15 protein-coding genes are annotated in these 16,991 nt (G+C 63.8%); all 15 read left to right on the top strand.

Features of this window, described 5'->3' with window-relative positions; translation table 11 throughout:
• Positions 1-17 precede the first annotated feature (17 nt).
• The 15 genes from LDZ28_RS28895 to LDZ28_RS28825 all read left to right on the top strand — a co-directional run bounded on the left by LDZ28_RS28895 (position 18) and on the right by LDZ28_RS28825 (position 16,933).
• Positions 18-1,079, top strand: coding sequence for an ABC transporter substrate-binding protein (locus LDZ28_RS28895; RefSeq protein WP_244831181.1), 1,062 nt, complete (start codon positions 18-20; stop codon positions 1,077-1,079).
• Positions 1,076-1,987, top strand: a complete 912-nt coding sequence (locus LDZ28_RS28890) for an ABC transporter permease (protein WP_244831180.1) — start codon at positions 1,076-1,078, stop codon at positions 1,985-1,987. Before LDZ28_RS28895 ends, LDZ28_RS28890 begins: the two co-directional genes overlap by 4 nt.
• A 1-nt stretch (position 1,988) precedes the next feature.
• The gene (locus LDZ28_RS28885) at positions 1,989-2,819 is read left to right on the top strand and encodes an ABC transporter ATP-binding protein (protein WP_244831179.1); all 831 of its coding nucleotides are present in this window, start codon (positions 1,989-1,991) and stop codon (positions 2,817-2,819) included.
• Entirely contained in the window at positions 2,816-3,691 is an 876-nt protein-coding gene (locus tag LDZ28_RS28880; RefSeq protein ID WP_244831178.1) for a carbon-nitrogen hydrolase family protein, read from the top strand. The genes LDZ28_RS28885 and LDZ28_RS28880 overlap by 4 nt, the downstream gene beginning before the upstream one ends.
• Before the next feature lie 35 nt (positions 3,692-3,726).
• Entirely contained in the window at positions 3,727-5,274 is a 1,548-nt protein-coding gene (locus LDZ28_RS28875; protein ID WP_244831177.1) for an amidohydrolase family protein, read from the top strand.
• Complete coding sequence (locus LDZ28_RS28870) at positions 5,274-6,509, top strand: ArgE/DapE family deacylase (RefSeq protein WP_370652271.1); 1,236 nt, start codon at positions 5,274-5,276, stop codon at positions 6,507-6,509. The genes LDZ28_RS28875 and LDZ28_RS28870 overlap by 1 nt, the downstream gene beginning before the upstream one ends.
• A gap of 31 nt (positions 6,510-6,540) precedes the next feature.
• On the top strand, positions 6,541-7,275 hold the full coding sequence (locus tag LDZ28_RS28865; RefSeq protein WP_244831175.1) for an aspartate/glutamate racemase family protein: 735 nt from the start codon (positions 6,541-6,543) through the stop codon (positions 7,273-7,275).
• A gap of 210 nt (positions 7,276-7,485) precedes the next feature.
• Complete coding sequence (hydA, locus tag LDZ28_RS28860) at positions 7,486-8,931, top strand: dihydropyrimidinase (RefSeq protein WP_244831174.1); 1,446 nt, start codon at positions 7,486-7,488, stop codon at positions 8,929-8,931.
• A gap of 80 nt (positions 8,932-9,011) precedes the next feature.
• A complete protein-coding gene (locus tag LDZ28_RS28855; protein ID WP_244831173.1) occupies positions 9,012-10,652 on the top strand; it encodes an ABC transporter substrate-binding protein in 1,641 nt (546 codons plus the stop codon).
• Positions 10,653-10,725: 73 nt separating this feature from the next.
• Positions 10,726-11,766, top strand: a complete 1,041-nt coding sequence (locus LDZ28_RS28850) for an ABC transporter permease (RefSeq protein WP_244831172.1) — start codon at positions 10,726-10,728, stop codon at positions 11,764-11,766.
• A complete protein-coding gene (locus tag LDZ28_RS28845; RefSeq protein WP_244831171.1) occupies positions 11,763-12,614 on the top strand; it encodes an ABC transporter permease in 852 nt (283 codons plus the stop codon). The genes LDZ28_RS28850 and LDZ28_RS28845 overlap by 4 nt, the downstream gene beginning before the upstream one ends.
• On the top strand, positions 12,611-14,278 hold the full coding sequence (locus LDZ28_RS28840; RefSeq protein ID WP_244831170.1) for an ABC transporter ATP-binding protein: 1,668 nt from the start codon (positions 12,611-12,613) through the stop codon (positions 14,276-14,278). The genes LDZ28_RS28845 and LDZ28_RS28840 overlap by 4 nt, the downstream gene beginning before the upstream one ends.
• Entirely contained in the window at positions 14,275-15,201 is a 927-nt protein-coding gene (locus tag LDZ28_RS28835; protein WP_244831169.1) for an NAD(P)-dependent oxidoreductase, read from the top strand. The genes LDZ28_RS28840 and LDZ28_RS28835 overlap by 4 nt, the downstream gene beginning before the upstream one ends.
• 23 nt (positions 15,202-15,224) lie before the next feature.
• Positions 15,225-15,983: an SDR family NAD(P)-dependent oxidoreductase gene (locus LDZ28_RS28830; RefSeq protein ID WP_244831168.1), complete on the top strand. Its 759-nt coding sequence runs from the start codon at positions 15,225-15,227 to the stop codon at positions 15,981-15,983.
• Positions 15,984-16,030: 47 nt separating this feature from the next.
• On the top strand, positions 16,031-16,933 hold the full coding sequence (locus LDZ28_RS28825; protein WP_244831167.1) for a polysaccharide deacetylase family protein: 903 nt from the start codon (positions 16,031-16,033) through the stop codon (positions 16,931-16,933).
• Positions 16,934-16,991 lie beyond the last annotated feature (58 nt).

Here is a 16,991-nt window from a genome sequence, read left to right as displayed (position 1 = left end):
TTGACGGGGATATCACGATGTTCAGGAAATTCATCGATAAAAACGCGGCATCGCTGCGTCTTAGCGCAATCAGCCACGAGCGGCGCGACTTTCTTGCGCGCAGTGCCTGCATGGCGGGCGGCGCGATGCTCGGCGGCGCATGGCTCACCAACGCCAGCGCGGCCGGCGGTCTCACGCTCAAGGCGACGCACGGCACGGGCCTCTGTAATTGCCCGTTCTTTCTCGTGAAGGAGCGCAATCTGGCGCAAGGCGTGACGCTCGATTTCGTGACCACGCCGACCAACGCCGACATCGCGGCGCTCTTCGGCGCGGGCGTGGTGGATGTGAGCGTCGTGCCGTACACCAACTTCATGACGCTCTACGATGCGGGCGCGCCCATCAAGGTCGTCGCGGGATCGGGCGTGCAGGGCTGCGTGATCGTCGCGCAGCCGGGCATCACGTCGGCGGAGCAGTTGCGCGGCAAGACCATCGGCACGTTCCAGGCCGATACGCTCGAAATGCTGCCCTACGACTATCTGAAGAAAGCGGGCATGAGCTTCAAGGACGTCAAGGTGCGCTACTTCGGCACGTCGCCGGAACTGGCGCAGGCGTTCATCGCGGGCAATATCGATGCGATGTGCCATATCGAGCCGTATGCCACGCAGGCGCTGAAGTCGCGCGCGGGTTCGGTCATGCTTTCCAATGGCGTCGATGTGTACGGCGCGAACTATTCCGACTGCGTGCTCGCGGTGCGCGAGAAGTTGCTGCACGAGAATCGCGATGCCGTGAAGTCGCTCATCAAGGCCATGATGGTCGCGCAGCATCAGGAAGAACAGGATCGCGCGACCGCCGTGAAGGACACCGTCGGCAAATACTTCAAGACGAGCTACGACGCCACGCTCGACGCCGCCACCAAGCAGCCGCCGATGATCGATCAGCGTGGCAACGAAGCGTTCATCCTCGGCCGCGCGGAAAATCTGAAGGAGCTTCGCTACATCAAGAAGCTGCCAGGCAAGGACATGTTCGACTGGGGGCCGCTCACCGAAGTCATCAAGGAAAACGGCGACCTGTACGCGCAATTGCAGCGAAAGACCGCATGAGCAGCCTCATGGGATACGCCACTTCCCGCCTGAAGCGCGCGGGCGACAAGACCGCCGATGGACGCGCGCGGGCGCGGCGCGCGCCGCTCCTTGCGCGCATCGTGCCGCTTCTGTGGGGCATCGCTTCGCTTGCGTGCTTCATCGCCGTGTGGGAAGCGGCCTGGGCGCTGCACTGGGCCGATCCACTCTTGCTGCCGCCGCCGCATATCTTTTTGCGCAACTTCGGCTCGCAGGCGCAGTACTTTTTGTCGAGCGATGTGATCGGCGAGCAGTCGAGCGGCACGGCCTTCGGCGCGCTGGCGATGACCATCGTCGCGACTACCTTGCGCGTGCTCGCCGGTCTCACGCTCGGCTTCGTTTGCGCGGTGGCGATGGGTGTGGCCATCCGTTACTTTCGTCTCTTCGGCAATCTCACGCTGCCCACCATTACGCTGCTTGCGCCGATCTCGCCCATTGCGTGGCTGCCTGTCGCGATCTTTCTGTTCGGCATCGGCAATGGGCCAGCGGTGTTCATGGTCTTCATCTCGCTCTTCTTCGTGATGACGGTATCGACCATCGGACAAATAGACAGCGTGAGCCGCACGCAGCTGAACGTGGCCGCCGTAATGGGCGCCACGCGCGCGCAGACGTTTCGCCATGTGATCCTGCCCGCGATTTTGCCGTCGCTTTTCATGGTGCTGCGCATGAACCTGTTCGGCGCGTGGATGGTCGTGCTGATTGCGGAGGCGACCGGCGTGGGCAGCGGGCTCGGACAAGTGGTGATGCTCTCGCGCAATACCTTCAACGCGAGCCTTTCGTTCTTCACGATGACGCTGATCGGCGTGCTCGGTTTCGCGTTCGATTACCTGTTGCGCATCGTGCAGCGCAAAGTGCTGTTTTGGGTGCCGGAAAGCGGCCTGAGGAAATGACATGACCGAACAAGCCTTTGCCGACGTTGCACCGAAGCGCCGCGGCCAGCCGCCGCTCGTGACCTGCACGGGCGTCGGCAAGACGTGGGAGACGGACGGCGAACCGTTCGTGGCTTTACGCGACATCGACCTCGAAGTAGCGCGCGGCGAGTTCGTCGTCTTTCTGGGTCCGAGCGGATGCGGCAAGAGCACGTTGCTCTTTCTCATGGCGGGACTCGAACAGGCGACCGAAGGCCGCATTGTGTGCGGCGGCGCGGAAGTGCATGCGCCGGGCACGGATCGCGGGCTCGTGTTTCAGGAGGCGTCGCTTTATCCATGGCTCACGGTTGGCGAGAACGTCACGTTCGGCTTGAAGATGCAGCATGTGCCGAAGGATCGCCGCCGCCAGGTCGCGCAGGAGATTCTAGAACGCGTGGGACTTTCCGAAGCCATCGACAAGCGGCCGGATCAGTTGTCGGGCGGCATGCGGCAGCGCGCGGCCGTGGCGCGCGCGCTTGCGCTCAAGCCGGAAATCCTGCTGCTCGATGAACCCTTCGCCGCACTCGATGTGCAAACGCGCGCCCGCATGCAGGACTTTCTGATTCAGGTGTGGCGGCAAGCGGGCGTATCGATGGTCTTCGTCACCCATCATATCGACGAAGCCATTGCGCTCGCGGATCGTATCGTCGTGTTCACGGCGCGGCCCGGGCGGATCAAGACGATCATTCCCGTCGACATGCCGCGTCCACGCGATTCACGCAGCCCAGCCTTTCACGCGCTCGCCGATCGATTGACCGACCTGTTACGCGACGAAGTTGACCGCGCGTTCGCGGAGCAGGAGCGCATCAAGTGACCGACGACGTGCTTCGCGTAGCCGCGATTCAATCGCCGCCCTGCACCACCGATCTCGCGCACAACGCGGCCATCGCTTTCGATGCGGTGCGCCGCGCCGCAAACGAAGGCGCGCGTCTCATCGCGCTGCCGGAACTCGCGACGGTGCCGTATTTCGCGAGCTCGCCTGCGGGACGTTATCGCGAATGGGCGAATCCCGCGCAAGGCGCTTTCGCAGATAAGTGGGCCGCGCTCGCAAAGGAATGCGATGCCGCGCTCATCGTGCCGTTCTACGAGCACGATCCCGCGAGCGGTTGCTATCACAACGCTGTGCTTGGCTTCGATGCCAAAGGCTTAACGTTGCGTGCAAATGCAGGCCCGGTTGCCCGCAAGCTGCACTTGCCCGTCGGCGACGATCCCCCGCCCGGCTATGACGAGCCCGCGCATTTCACGCCCGGCTCGGGTCTGCATGTGGTGAACGTCGGTGTCTGGCGCGTGGGCGTGCTGGTTTGCTACGACCGGCGTTTTCCCGAGTGCTGGCGCGCGCTGCGGGCACAAGGCGCGGACCTCGTGATCGTGCCGGTGGCGGGCAGCGGCGGCGACGACATGGACTTCTTCGTCGGTGAAATGCGCACGCATGCCCGCGAAAACGGCCTCGCCGTGCTGTGCGCGAACAAGGCCGGCGACGAGTTTCTCGATGACGCGCGTATCGACAACTTCGGCGAATCGTGTGTGATCGCGGCCGATGGAGCGGTGCTCGCGCGACGGTCCGGCGCGCTCGGCGCAGGCATCGTGAGCGCGACGCTCGTGCACGCGGATATCGCGCGCACGCGGCGTCGGCTCAATTATTACGCGCATCGGCGGACCGATCTATACGGCACGCCGTCGTTCTGATTTTCCCCATTCACTTCGAGAGAGCAGAGAACGCGATGTCCGAATCATTGATCGTGGCAGGATGGATTGTGAAAGGCGCGGCCGACCGGCATGCGGCTGAGGTGGTGCGCGACGCGGCGCTGTATCAACGCGATGGCGTGATCGTCGAGATCGGGCCGCGCGATGCGATGGTGCAGAAGTATCCGCACGCGCTGCGCCTCGGTTCGCCCGACACGGTGCTGATGCCGGGCTTCGTCAACAGCCACCATCATGTCGGTCTCACGCCGGTGCAACTCGGCTCGCCGGACCATGCGCTCGAACTCTGGTTCGCGAGCCGCATGGGGGCACGCGATATCGACTTGTATCTGGACACGCTCTACTCCGCCTTCGAGATGATCGCCTCGGGCATCACGACCGTGCAGCATATTCACGGCTGGCGTCCCGGTCCGCTCGATGCCATCCATCGGGCCGCGTCGCGCGTGCTCGATGCTTATCGCGATCTCGGCATGCGCGCGTCGTACAGCTTCGCGGTGCGCGATCAGAACCTGCTCGTCTACGAAGCCGACGACGACTTTTGCAACCGCCTGCCGTCCGAAACCGGCGATAAGCTGCGGGCGCATCTGCGGCGTTTTCGCATTCCGCTCGCGGATTACCTACAACTCTTCGATACCCTCACGCGCGAGAACGAAGGCCATGCGCTAACGGCCATTCAGCTCGCGCCGGCCAACCTTCACTGGTGCAGCGACGACACGCTGCTCGCGCTCAAGGAGAAGTCGGCACGGCACGGCGTGCCCATGCACATGCATCTGGTCGAAACCGCGTATCAAAAGGAATATGCGCGGCGTCGCTCGGGCAAGACGGCAGTCGGCCATCTGAACGATCTGGGCCTGCTCGGTCCTTCGCTCACGCTCGGCCACGGTGTCTGGCTCACCGAGGCGGACATCGAGACCATCGCGCATACGGGCACCTGCATCTGCCATAACTGCAGTTCGAACTTCCGGCTGCGCAGCGGCGTCGCGCCGCTCAACGCGTTTGCGCGGCATGGCGTGACGGTCGGCATGGGGCTCGACGAAGCGGGCATCAACGAAGATCGCGACATGCTTCAGGAGATGCGTCTTGCGCTCAACGTTCACCGCACGCCGGGCATGGACGACGACGTGCCGACATGCCCGCAGATTCTCAAGATGGCAAGCGAGGACGGCGCGCGTACGACGCCGTTCGGCGCGCGTATCGGCAGGCTCGAAGAGGGGCGTCTCGCCGATCTCGTGCTGATGAACTACAAGACCGCGACGTGGCCGTATCAGGACGACGACATTCCCATGCTCGACGCGTTGATGATGCGCGCCAAGACCAATGCCGTCGATGCCGTGATGATCGGTGGCGAAGTGGTGTATCGCGAAGGCCGCTTCACGCGTATGGATCGCGATGCGGTGCTCGAAGACATCGCGCGTACGCTCTCGCAGCCGCGCAGCCCGGAAGAGACCGCGCGCCGCGAATTGGGGCGCGCCGTGTTTCCGCACGTCAAGGCGTTCTATGATGGCTATCTGACCGGCGAAAGCGAGACGCCGCGCGAGCCGTTTTACGCGCCGTCGTCGCGCATCTGATGCGGAGACCGAACGTGCAGGCGCTTTTACAATCGATCGATACGCGCTTCGAAGCGCAAGTGGAATTTCTCGCGGCGCTCGTGCGCAAACCTTCCGACAATCCGCCCGGCGACTGCGCGCAGCACGCGCACATGACTGCCGGGCTGCTCGAAGCGCTCGGCTTCGAAGTCGAACGTCACGCGGTGCCGCAAACGCTCGTCGAGGCGGCGGGCATGCGGAGCGTGACGAATCTCGTCGTGCGGCAACGCTTTGGCGTTGGACCTGTCATCGCGCTCAACGCGCATGGCGATGTGGTGCCGCCCGGCGAGGGATGGTCGAGCGACCCGTACGGCGCGCAGATTCGCGAGGGCGCGTTATACGGGCGCGGCGCGGCGGTATCGAAGTCGGATTTCGCCACGTATGCGTTCGCGTTGAAGGCGCTGGTCGAAAGCGGCGTTGACCTCAAAGGCACGATCGAGCTGCATCTCACCTACGACGAGGAAACCGGCGGTCTGCTCGGGCCGGGATGGTTGCTTGCCGAAGGCATCGTCAAGCCGGATTACGCCATCTGCGCGGGCTTCAGCTACGCCATCACGGTTGCGCACAACGGCTGCCTGCATTTGGAAGTCACGGTGAGCGGCAAATCGGCGCATGCGGCACGGCCCGATACCGGACACGACGCGCTCGAAGCCGCGACCGTCGTGCTGAACGCGCTGTATGCGCATCGGCGCGAGTTGCAGGAGGTTCGCTCGGCCACGCCCGGTATCGAGCATCCAACGCTCGTCGTCGGGCTGATCGAAGGCGGCATCAACACCAATGTCGTGCCCGACCGCGTGAAGCTGCGGCTCGACCGGCGCATCGTGCCCGAGGAAGATCCGACGCGCGCGCGTGAACGCCTGGAAAGCGTCGTGCGCGATGCGGCGCGCGAACTGCCGGGCATCACCATCACCACGCGCGAAGTGCTGGCCGCGACGCCCATGCGCACGCTACCGGGCGCGGAACGTCTCACGCACGCGTTGCAGGACGCGGCGCTCACGATCATGGGTATCGACATACCGGCCGAAGGCGTGCCGCTCTATACCGACGCGCGTCTTTATTGCGAAGCGGGCGTGCCGACCGTGATCTACGGCGCGGGGCCGCGCACGCTGCTGGAAGCGAACGGACATCGCGCGGACGAGCACGTCAAGCTCGAAGACATGCGTATTGCGACGAAGACCGTCGCGCTCGCGCTGACCCGGCTTTTGGGCGGCGCTTGAGTTCAGGCCACGAATTGAACGAAAGGAAGTCATGCGCATCAAGCTCATCAATCCCAACACGACGCAAGGCATGACCGACGCGATGGCCCGCTGCGCGCGCGCGGTCGCTTCGCCCGGCACGGAAGTCGTGGCGGTCAGTCCGACAATGGGCCCGCCTTCGATCGAAGGCCATTACGACGATGCGCTCGCCACGCCCGGCCTCCTCATGGAAGTGGCGCGCGGCGAGCAAGAAGGCTGCGACGCGTATGTGATCGCCTGCTTCGGCGACCCCGGCCTCTACGCCGCACGCGAACTCGCGCGCGGACCGGTGATAGGCATCGCGGAAGCGGCGATGCATGCCGCGAGCGTGCTTGCGCCGGGCTTTTCCGTGGTGACGACGCTCGGACGCACGCGCGGACTTGCCTGGCATCTCGCGCAGCGCTACGGCATGGAGCGCTTTTGCCGCAACGTGCGGGCGACCGAACTCGCCGTGCTCGAACTCGAAACGCCCGGTTCGGCCGCGCGCGCCACGATCCTCGAAGAATGCCGGCGCGCACTCGACGAAGACGGCAGCGAGGCGATCGTGCTGGGCTGCGCGGGCATGGCCGATCTGTGCGCGGAGTTGCAGGACACGCTGGGCGTGCCCGTCATCGACGGTGTGACGGCCGCGCTCAAGTGGTGCGAGGCGCTCGTCACGTTGAAGCTCAATACCGCCAAGCGCGGGGAATTCGCACGGCCGCTGGCCAAGCGCTACGTCGGGGAACTCGCGGCATTTAGTCCGCTTTGATCTGGTAAGACTCAACGCCCTCCGCTTCAAACCCTTCCTTCTTCACAAAACCACGCGCGCCCGGACCGTTGAACGTCCCGGCGCGCGCTGCCGCTGATCGGCGAGAAATCTAGTCAACAACGTTGTCAACAACAAAAGTATTTTTGACACGATATTTTTCGGTGTAGTTTACTTGAACATGTCAACAACGCCCGCTACACCGGAGCATGCATGGACGCAGAATTCGACCTTGTGATTCGCAACGCCCAAGTCGCCACCGCAAGCGATACGTTCCTCTCCGACATCGGTGTGAAGGACGGCCGCATCGTGCAGATGGGTTTGTCGCTCGGCGCGGGCAAGCGTGAAGTGGACGCGCAAGGCCGCATCACCACGCCCGGCGGCATCGACGCGCATTGCCATCTGGATCAGCCCATCGCGCCGCCCGCCCGCATGACCGACGACTTCGAGTCCGGCACGCGCTCGGCGGCCTGCGGCGGCACCACGACGATCATCCCGTTCGCGGCGCAGCAAAAAGGGCAAACGCTGCGCGCGGCCGTAGACGACTATCACCGGCGCGCGGAAGGACGGGCGAGCATCGACTACGGCTTTCACCTGATCGTCTCGGACCCGACGCCGGACGTCATGGCGAATGAGTTGCCGCAGCTCATCGCGGAAGGCTACACGTCGTTCAAGATCTACATGACCTACGACGACATGAAGCTCGACGACGGCCAGATTCTGCGGCTGCTCGCGCTGGCCCGCGCGCACGGCGCCATGGCGATGATCCACGCGGAAAACAGCGAGTGCATTGCATGGCTCACCGAAAGCCTGCTCGACGCGGGTCTCACCGCGCCGCGCTATCACGCCGCCTCGCGTCCCATGCTCGTGGAGCGCGAAGCCACGCATCGCGCCATCAGCCTGGCCGAACTCGTCAACGTGCCAATGCTCCTCGTGCATGTCTCCGCGCGCGACGCGGTCGAGCAGATTCAATGGGCGCGAAGCCGCGGCCTCAAGGTGCTGTCCGAGACCTGCCCGCAATATCTGTTTCTCACGGCCGAGGACCTCGGCATGGACGACGGCTACGAAGGCGCGCGCTGTGTGTGTAGTCCGCCGCCGCGCGACAGCGATAGTCAGGAAGCGATCTGGAGCGCGCTCGCGGACGGCACGTTCACCGTGTTCTCGTCCGACCACGCACCCTTCTCCTTCGAAAGTCCCACGGGCAAGAAGCCCGGCGGCGAGGAAGTCGCGTTTCCGTATATTCCGAATGGCATTCCGGGCATTGAAACGAGACTGCCGCTGCTCTATTCCGAAGGCGTGATGACCGGGCGCATCTCGATCAACCGCTTCGTCGAACTCACCGCGACCAACCCCGCGAAGACCTACGGGCTGCATCCGCGCAAAGGCACCATCGCAATCGGTTCGGATGCCGATCTCGTGATCTGGGACGAGCATCCCGACGACCCCGTGCGCCTGACCAACGCCATGCTGCATCACGCCGTCGATTACACGCCATACGAAGGCCGCTCGCTCGATTGCTGGCCGGCCTACACCATCGCGGGCGGCGAAGTCGTGTGGGACGGAAGGCGCTACTTCGGCACGCCGGGACGCGGACGCTTCTTGCCGCGCGGCCTGCCCACCATCGTTCCGGCCAAACCTGCCGGCCGCGCGGCGCGATGAAGCGCGACGCGTCTGCTTCGAGTTCGCATCAACGGTTCCATCCGATCCCACCGGTCTCATCTTCACGCAAGGAGCGTGTCATGTCGCAAACCTACGACGCCAAGCCCGCGTCCGCATTGACGCGAGCGGGTTCCATCCAGCTTGCGCGGCTTATCGCGGCGGCCGCCGCGCTCGGCATCGGCGCGCTTGCCATGCCCGCCTTCGCGCAGAACAACAATTCGGTTCTGGTCGTGGCCGGGCCGCGCACGCCGGAGTCGCTGGATCAGGAATATCCGCCGACCGAAGCCAGTCACGAGGCGCGCCGCAACGTGTTCGAACGCTTGCTCACCTATGAGATGAAGCCGGGTGAAAACGGCGTGACCGTCGAGGACTTCAGCAAGCTCAAGGGTGCGCTCGCCGAAAGCTGGGAGACTTCGCCCGACAAGACTTCGATCACCTTCCATCTGCGCCCCGGCGTCAAGAGCTATGCGGGCAACACGCTCACCGCCGACGACGTCATGTGGACCTTCCAGCGCGGCTGGAATCTGAAGGCGACGTTCCGCTGGTATATGACGCAGGTGCTGAAGATCACCGACTTCGACACGGCCTTCAAGAAAATAGACGACCACACGGTGAAGGTCACGCTGCCGGGTTCGTCGCCGCTGATCGAACGGCTGTGGGTGAACAACGATCTCGGCATCATCGATTCGGTCGAGATCAAGAAGCACATCACGCCGGACGACCCGTGGGGATCGCGCTGGCTCGCGAGCCATTCGGCATCGTTCGCGCCGTATCAGGTCACGAAGTATTCGCCCGGCCAGGAAGTGGTCTACGAGAGCAACAAGAACTACTATCGCGGCGCGCCGAAGCTCACGCGTATCGTGTTCCGCGAGATGCCGACGTCGGCCAACCGTCTCGCGGCGTTGCAGGCGGGCGCCGTCGATGTGGCCGAATGGCTCGCGCCGCGCGAACAGGCCACGCTCGAAAAAATGCCCGGCGTGAAGGTGTGGAAGGTCTACGGCAACTACATTCAGCGCGTGGAAATGAACAACGCCGTTGCGCCCTTCAACAACGACAAGGTGCGTCAGGCGCTGAACTACGCGGTGCCGCGCGAGCAGATCCTCAAGTCCGTGTTCTACGGCACGGCGCGGCCCACCAAGAGCCCGGTATCGGAGATCTATCCCGCGTACACGGATCAGTACTACCACTACACCGAGGACCTCGAAAAAGCGCGTGCTTTGCTGAAGGAAGCGGGCTACGAGAAGGGCTTCAAAACGCAGTTGGGCTATCCCACCGGCGACCAGACCGAGGAAGAACTGGCGATCATCCTGAAGACGGCTTTCTCGAAGATCGGCGTGGACGTGGAATTGCAGAAGCTGCCTGCATCGACGCTCGTCGAGCGCTATTCGAAGGGCACCATTCCCATGTACTTCTTCCGCGACATGGCTATCGTGCCGGATGCCGCGTACGTGACGAATCTCTGGCTCAACAGCGCGTCGCTCATCAACTATTCGCATTACAAGAATGCGGAAGTCGACAAGCTCATCAACGACAGTCTTTCGATGACCGACGAAGCCAAGCGCAAGACTTCGATGGAGCGCGTGCAGCAACTCGTGATGGGCGAAGCACCGTGGGTGTTCCTCATCAATCCGGGTTATCAGCTTGCCACGCGCGCCAACATCAAGGGCTATAGCTGGAACACGACCAACGGCAATACCTGGTACGACTTTTCCAAGAACTGAGGTCCTGACGCCGTGACGCCGCCGCGCAAGCCGGCGGCGTCTTCGCGGCGCGATCCTCCTGAAGGAGTTCGCGATGTCCCTCTTCACCGCGTGGCGGTCGGCGCCGCGACCGCTTCGCATCGTCGTCGCGCGGATCGGCATTCTCATCCCGCAGATGTTCGGCGTGATGTTCGCGACCTTCCTGCTGATCCGCCTCCTGCCGGGCGACCCCGCGTTGCTCATGCTCGGCAACATGGCGACGCCAGACGCCATTGCATCGTTGCGCGAGAAGCTGCATCTCAACGGCACGGTGTGGTCGCAATTCGGCGGCTATCTCGTCGCGTTGATGCACGGCGACCTCGGCACCTCGATGTTCACCTCGAACCCCGTCACCGTGGATCTGCTGCAACGCGTGCCCGCCACGCTCGAACTCATCACCTATTCGATGATCCTCACCGTCGTGCTCGGCGTTGGAATCGCCGTGACCTCGGCGGTGCGGCCGGGCGGACTGGTGGATCGCGCGAGCCGCGTCTACGGACTTGCCGCCGGCGCGATACCGGACTTCTGGGTCGGGCTCCTCCTCATCTACGCGCTCTTTCATATGGCGGGCATTGCGCCCGCGCCGTTCGGACGCGTCGATTCATTCGTCACGCCGCCGCCCACCGTCACCGGCTTCTACACCATCGACAGCGTGATTGCCGGCGACTGGGAAGCGTGGCGCTCGGCGGTCGCGCATCTGTGGCTGCCGGTGCTCACGCTCACCATCGTCAACATGGGCGGCCTGATGAAGCTCACGCGTTCGACTTTCGAGGGCATCTATCGCAGCGAGTTCATCCGCCATGCGCGCGCGTCCGGGCTTTCCGAGCCCATGCTCGTGCGAAGCGCGCTGCGCAACAGCCTGCCGCCCATCATTACCATGATCGGTTTTCTGTTTGGCTTCCTGCTTGGCGCGGCCGTGCTCGTGGAGACCATCTTCGCGTGGGGCGGCCTCGGGCAATACGCGGTGCAGGCCGTCATGAACAGCGACTATCCCGCGTTGCAGGGTTTCGTGCTCGTCGCGGCGGCCTTCATTCTGCTCGTCTACACGGCGGTGGACGTGCTCTACGGACTCGCCGATCCGAGGATCGAAATATGACACCGATGAACGCGCTCTCCGCTTTTCGCCAGCGTCTCGACAAAGCGCTGATCTTCGGGCTTGCGCTGCTCGTGTTGCAGATCGTGCTGATCGTGTTTGCGCCGCTCATCGCGCCGCATTCGCCAATAGAAGCGGACCCGTCCAATATTCTGAAGGCGCCTTCGTGGCACTACTGGTTCGGCACCGACGTATCGGGCATGGACATTCTCTCGCGCGTGATCTACGCAACGCGCATCAACCTGCTGATCAGCGTGACGGCGGTGGCGATTGCCTTCGTGATCGGCGTGCCGATTGGTCTTTTCATCGGCTACTACCGGAATATGTTGAGCACACTCGTGATGCGCGTGTTCGACTTCATCCAGTCGTTTCCGGTGTTCGTTATCGGCATGGCGCTGGTGTCGGTCATGGGCCAGGAAATCTGGAACGTGGCGATCGTGCTCGCCGTGCTTTTCATTCCGATGTTCGCGCGCCTGATCCGCGCCGAAGTGCTCTCGTTGCGCGACCGCCCGTTCATCAGCGCGGCGCGTTGCAGCGGCGCGACGGACGCGGGCATCATGTTCCGCCACATTCTGCCGAACGCGATCACGCCAGCCATCGTGCAGGTTTCGATCAGCATCGGCATGGCGATTCTTCTAACCGCGGGTCTTTCGTTCGTCGGCGCGGGCGTGCGCATGCCGACGCCCGAATGGGGCTTGATGGTCGCCAACGGCGCGCAGCAAATGATTCTCGGCGTGTGGTGGGCGGCGCTCTTTCCGGGCCTTGCCATCATCGTGTCCGTGCTGACCTTCGCCATTCTCGGCGATGCCGTCAAACGTATTGCGGAACCCGTCTCGCGAGGTAAGCAATGAACGCGTCTTCGCGACCCGTGCTGCTGGAAGTCGAACGGCTCACCGTCTCGTTCGGCGATACTCCCGCCCGCCGCGTTCTCGATGAAGTGAGCTTCACGCTGCGCCAGGGCGAGATTCTCGGCATCGTCGGCGAAACCGGCGCGGGCAAGTCGGTGCTGGCGCGCTCGATCATCGACCTGTTGCCGGAGGGCGGACACATCGACGGCGGGCGGGTGATGCTCGCGGGGCAATCCGTGCTCGACATGCCCGCGCGCGAGAAGCGGCGCTTTCGCGGCGGCGAGGTCGCGCTGATCGGCACCAATGCAAAGATGCTGCTCGATCCAGTGGAGACGGTCGGCGCGCAGATCGTGCGCGTGTTGCGCGTGCATAAACGCATTGGACGTCAGGCGGCGTGGCGCGAGGCGATCGAACTCTTTAAGCAAGTAGGGATCGTGAATCCGGAAGCGCGCGCGCATGCGTATCCGCACGAACTATCGGGCGGCATGGCGCAGCGCGTGGTCATTGCGATGGCGTTGATCGCCCAGCCCAAGGTCTTGCTCGCCGACGACGCCACGCTCGGTCTCGACGCGACAATCCAGTTGCAGGTGCTCGATCTGCTCGCGCAGAAGGGCCGTGATCTGGGCCTCGGCGTCGTGATGGTCACGCACGATCTCGGCGTCGTCGCCAACTATTGCGACCGTGTGGCGATCATGAAAGACGGCCGGCTGATCGAGCTCGCTTCGGTCGGACCTTTTCTGCGCAGCCCGCAAGAACCGTACAGCCGCGAGTTGCTCGATGCCGCGAAAGCGCGCCCCGCGCCGCGCGAACCCGATCTGCGCACGGACGCCGACAAGGCCGCCGCGCGCCGTCCTTTGCTCGAAGTCGAACACCTGGTGAAGACCTTCGTCTCGGACCGCAATCATGCCGTCGTGCGCGCGATCGACGATGTGTCCTTTGCCATCGCGAAGGGCGAGACCCTCGCGCTCGTCGGCGAAAGCGGCTCGGGCAAGACGACGACCGGCCAATGCTTGTTGCGTCTGCTCGATGCGGACTCCGGCGTGATTCGCTTCGATGGCGTGAACACGCTCGATCTGTCGGAACGTGCGTTCCGGGCCGTGCGGCGGCGCATGCAGATGGTCTTCCAGGAGCCTTATGTATCGCTCAATCCGCGCTGGCAGGTCCGCGATCTGATTGCGGAGCCGTTCGCGCTCGGCGAGAAGCTCACGCGCGCCGACCGCGAGGCGCGCGTGCTGCATCTGCTCGATCTCGTGAATCTGTCGCGACGGCGCGCGACTGCGTATCCGCATGAGTTGACGGCGGGCGAACAGAAACGCGTGGGCATTGCGCGGGCGCTCGCGGCCAATCCAGACTTCGTCGTCTTCGATGAATGCACGACCGCGCTCGATATTCGCGTGCGTGCGCAGATCATCGACCTCGTGCGTAACCTGCAGGCAGAGATGGGCTTGTCCGCCTTGTTCATCACGCACGATCTGAACTCCGTGCGCTCACTCGCGCACTATGTCGCGGTCATGCGCAACGGCCGGATCATCGAAACCGGCGAGGCTGAAACCGTGTTCGAGCGGCCGGTCGAAGAGTACACGCGCAAGCTCCTGAAGGCCGAGTTGCCGATAGAGGAAGTCGCAAAGACGGTTCACCATCTCGATGTCGCGGGAGAAAGACAATGAGCGTGCCGCAGAGAATCATCGTAACGGGCGCGGCGGGGCTCGTGGGCCGCGCGGTGGTCCGGCTTTTAAACGCGCGTGGCGATGAAGTCGTCGCGATGGATCGCAGCGGCGGGCTGCGCATAGACGATGTCACCGTCGCCGAATGCGATCTGCGCCACGTGCACGGACTGCATGCGCTGGCGCGCGGCGGCGTGTCGGGCGTCATTCATTGCGGTGCGTTTTCCGGGCCGATGGTCGCGCGCGATAACCCCGCCGCCATGTTCGACGTGAACATCGGCGGCACGGCCAACATGCTGGAAATAGCGCGCATACATGGCGCGCGCCGTTTCGTGTATTGCTCGTCGACGAGCGCTTATGGCGATACGCCGCCTGGTCCCGTCCCCGAAGATGTCGTGCTCGCGCCCGCCAGTCTTTACGGCGCGAGCAAGGTCTGCGGCGAGCAACTCGTCAGCGCCTACGCGCGGCAATACGGCGTGGATGGCGTGAGTCTGCGGCTGTCGTGGGTGTACGGCCCGCATCGCACGACCGACTGCATGATCCGCCGCATGCTTACCGACGCCATGGCGAAGCAGCCGACGCGCGTGCCGTTCGGCCTCGACTTTCATCGCCAGTACATTCATGTCGACGATGCCGCCGCCGCGCTCGTCGCCGCGCTCGATGCGCCGTCGCTGCCGCGCCGCACCTACAACATCACCGGTGGCGTGCGCGCGACGCTCGGCGAAGTGGCGGATATCGTACGCCGCGTGATGCCCGGCGCGGATATCGAACTCGCGCCCGGTCCCGATCCGCTCGACGAGAATCAGGAACGCTTCGACATTTCGGCGGCGGCCACGGACTTGGGTTACAGGCCGCGCCTCGACCTCGAAGCGGGCATTCGCGCTTACGCGCAATGGCTCGCCGAAACATCGGCCGAAACCGCATGATCGAATCAAGGAGGAGCATCAGCATGGAATCGTTCTCGCTGAAGGGCCGCACGGCGTTCGTGACCGGCGGCAACACGGGTATCGGCCGCGCCATCGTGCAACTGTTCGCGGCTCAGGGCGCGAAGGTCGGCATTTCGCATATCGGCGATGCAGCCGGCGCGCAAGCACTCGCCGACGAACTCGCCGCCAGCGGTGCAGAAGCCGCCGTGACCGAATGCGACGTCACCGATGCCAATGCCGTCGCGCGCCTGAACGCATGGAGCCGCGAGCATCTCGGCCCCGTCGATATTCTCGTGAATGCGGCGGGAATCAGCGGCGAGACGCCGTTCGTCGATCTGTCCATCGACGAATGGGACCGCATGATGGCCGTGAATCTGCGCGGCACGTTCCTCGTCACCAAGCAGTTTTTCGCGGACATGATCGCGCGCAAGTACGGCCGCGTCATCAACATCGCCTCGCAACTCGCGTACAAGGGCACGTACGACATGAGCCACTATTGCGCGTCGAAGGCGGGCGTGGTCGGCTTCACGCGCGCGCTGTCCTACGAAGGCGCGCCGCACGGCGTGACCGTCAACGCCATTGCGCCGGGCCCCGTCGAAACCGCGATGCTCGCGAGCTTCACAAATGAATGGCGCGCGATGAAGTTCGCGCAGCTTCCCGCCGGCCGCTTCGGTGAAACCGGCGAGATCGCCCCCACCGCGCTCTTGCTCGCATCGGAAACGGGCGGCGCGTATTTCATCGGTCAGACGCTCTCGCCCAATGGCGGCGACGTGATGCTCTGAGCCCGCTCATCCTTTCGAAACACCACGACACGACACAGGAGTGCAGCATGGATCTCGATCGCGATTTCATCGGTTATGGCGCGCATCCACCCAACGCGCGATGGCCGGGCAACGCGCGTATCGCCATCAACTTCGTGATGAATTACGAGGAAGGCTCGGAGCCTTCCATCGGCGATGGCGAAGCCGCCACCGAGACCTGGTTCACCGAATCGCACGGCTTGAACTCCGGCGTGCGCGGCCGCGATCTTGCAGCCGAAGGTCTCTTCGAATACGGCAGCCGCGTGGGGTTCTGGCGCCTCATGCGGCTTTTTCGGGAGCGCGGCCTGCCGCTCACCGTGTATGGCTGCGCGCTGGCGCTCGAACGCAATCCGCAGGCAGCGGAAGCCATACGCCATTCAGGCTTCGACGTGTGCAGTCACGGCTGGCGCTGGATCAAGCATTACGACCTGAGCGAGGAAGAGGAACGCGAGCATATTCGCCGCGCGATCGAGTCGATTAAGCGCACGACGGGCGAGCGTCCGTACGGCTGGTATTGCCGCTATTCGCCTTCGGTAAACACGCGAAGGCTGCTCGTCGAGGAAGGCGGCTTTCTCTACGATTCCGACTACTACGGCGATGAATTGCCCTTCTGGAAGGTGGTTCAGGGCCAGCCGCATTTGGTGATACCCTACTCGCTGACCACGAACGACGGTCAGTTCGCCGGGTCGGTAGGCACGGCCAATCAGTGGTTCGAATTCATGCGCGACAGCTTCGACATGTTGTATAGCGAAGGCGCGACACAACCGAAGATGATGTCGGTCGGGCTGCATATGCGGCTCATCGGTCATCCGGCGCGCGCGGCGGGTCTTCAGCGTTTCCTCGATCATGTGATGAAGCACGAGGACGTGTGGGTCACGCGGCGTATCGACATTGCGAACCATTGGATCAAGGAACATCCGTTCGTGCGGTAAGCGGTCGGGCGAAGCGAGCCTGACCATCGGCATGTCTCTTTCGACATGCGCCAATCCA

It is taken from the genome of Caballeronia sp. TF1N1 (genome assembly GCF_022878925.1).
In the GTDB taxonomy this organism is placed as follows: Bacteria; Pseudomonadota; Gammaproteobacteria; order Burkholderiales; family Burkholderiaceae; genus Caballeronia.
Note: the sequence above shows the minus strand (reverse complement) of the source record. Positions and strands in the feature narration are given on the sequence as shown.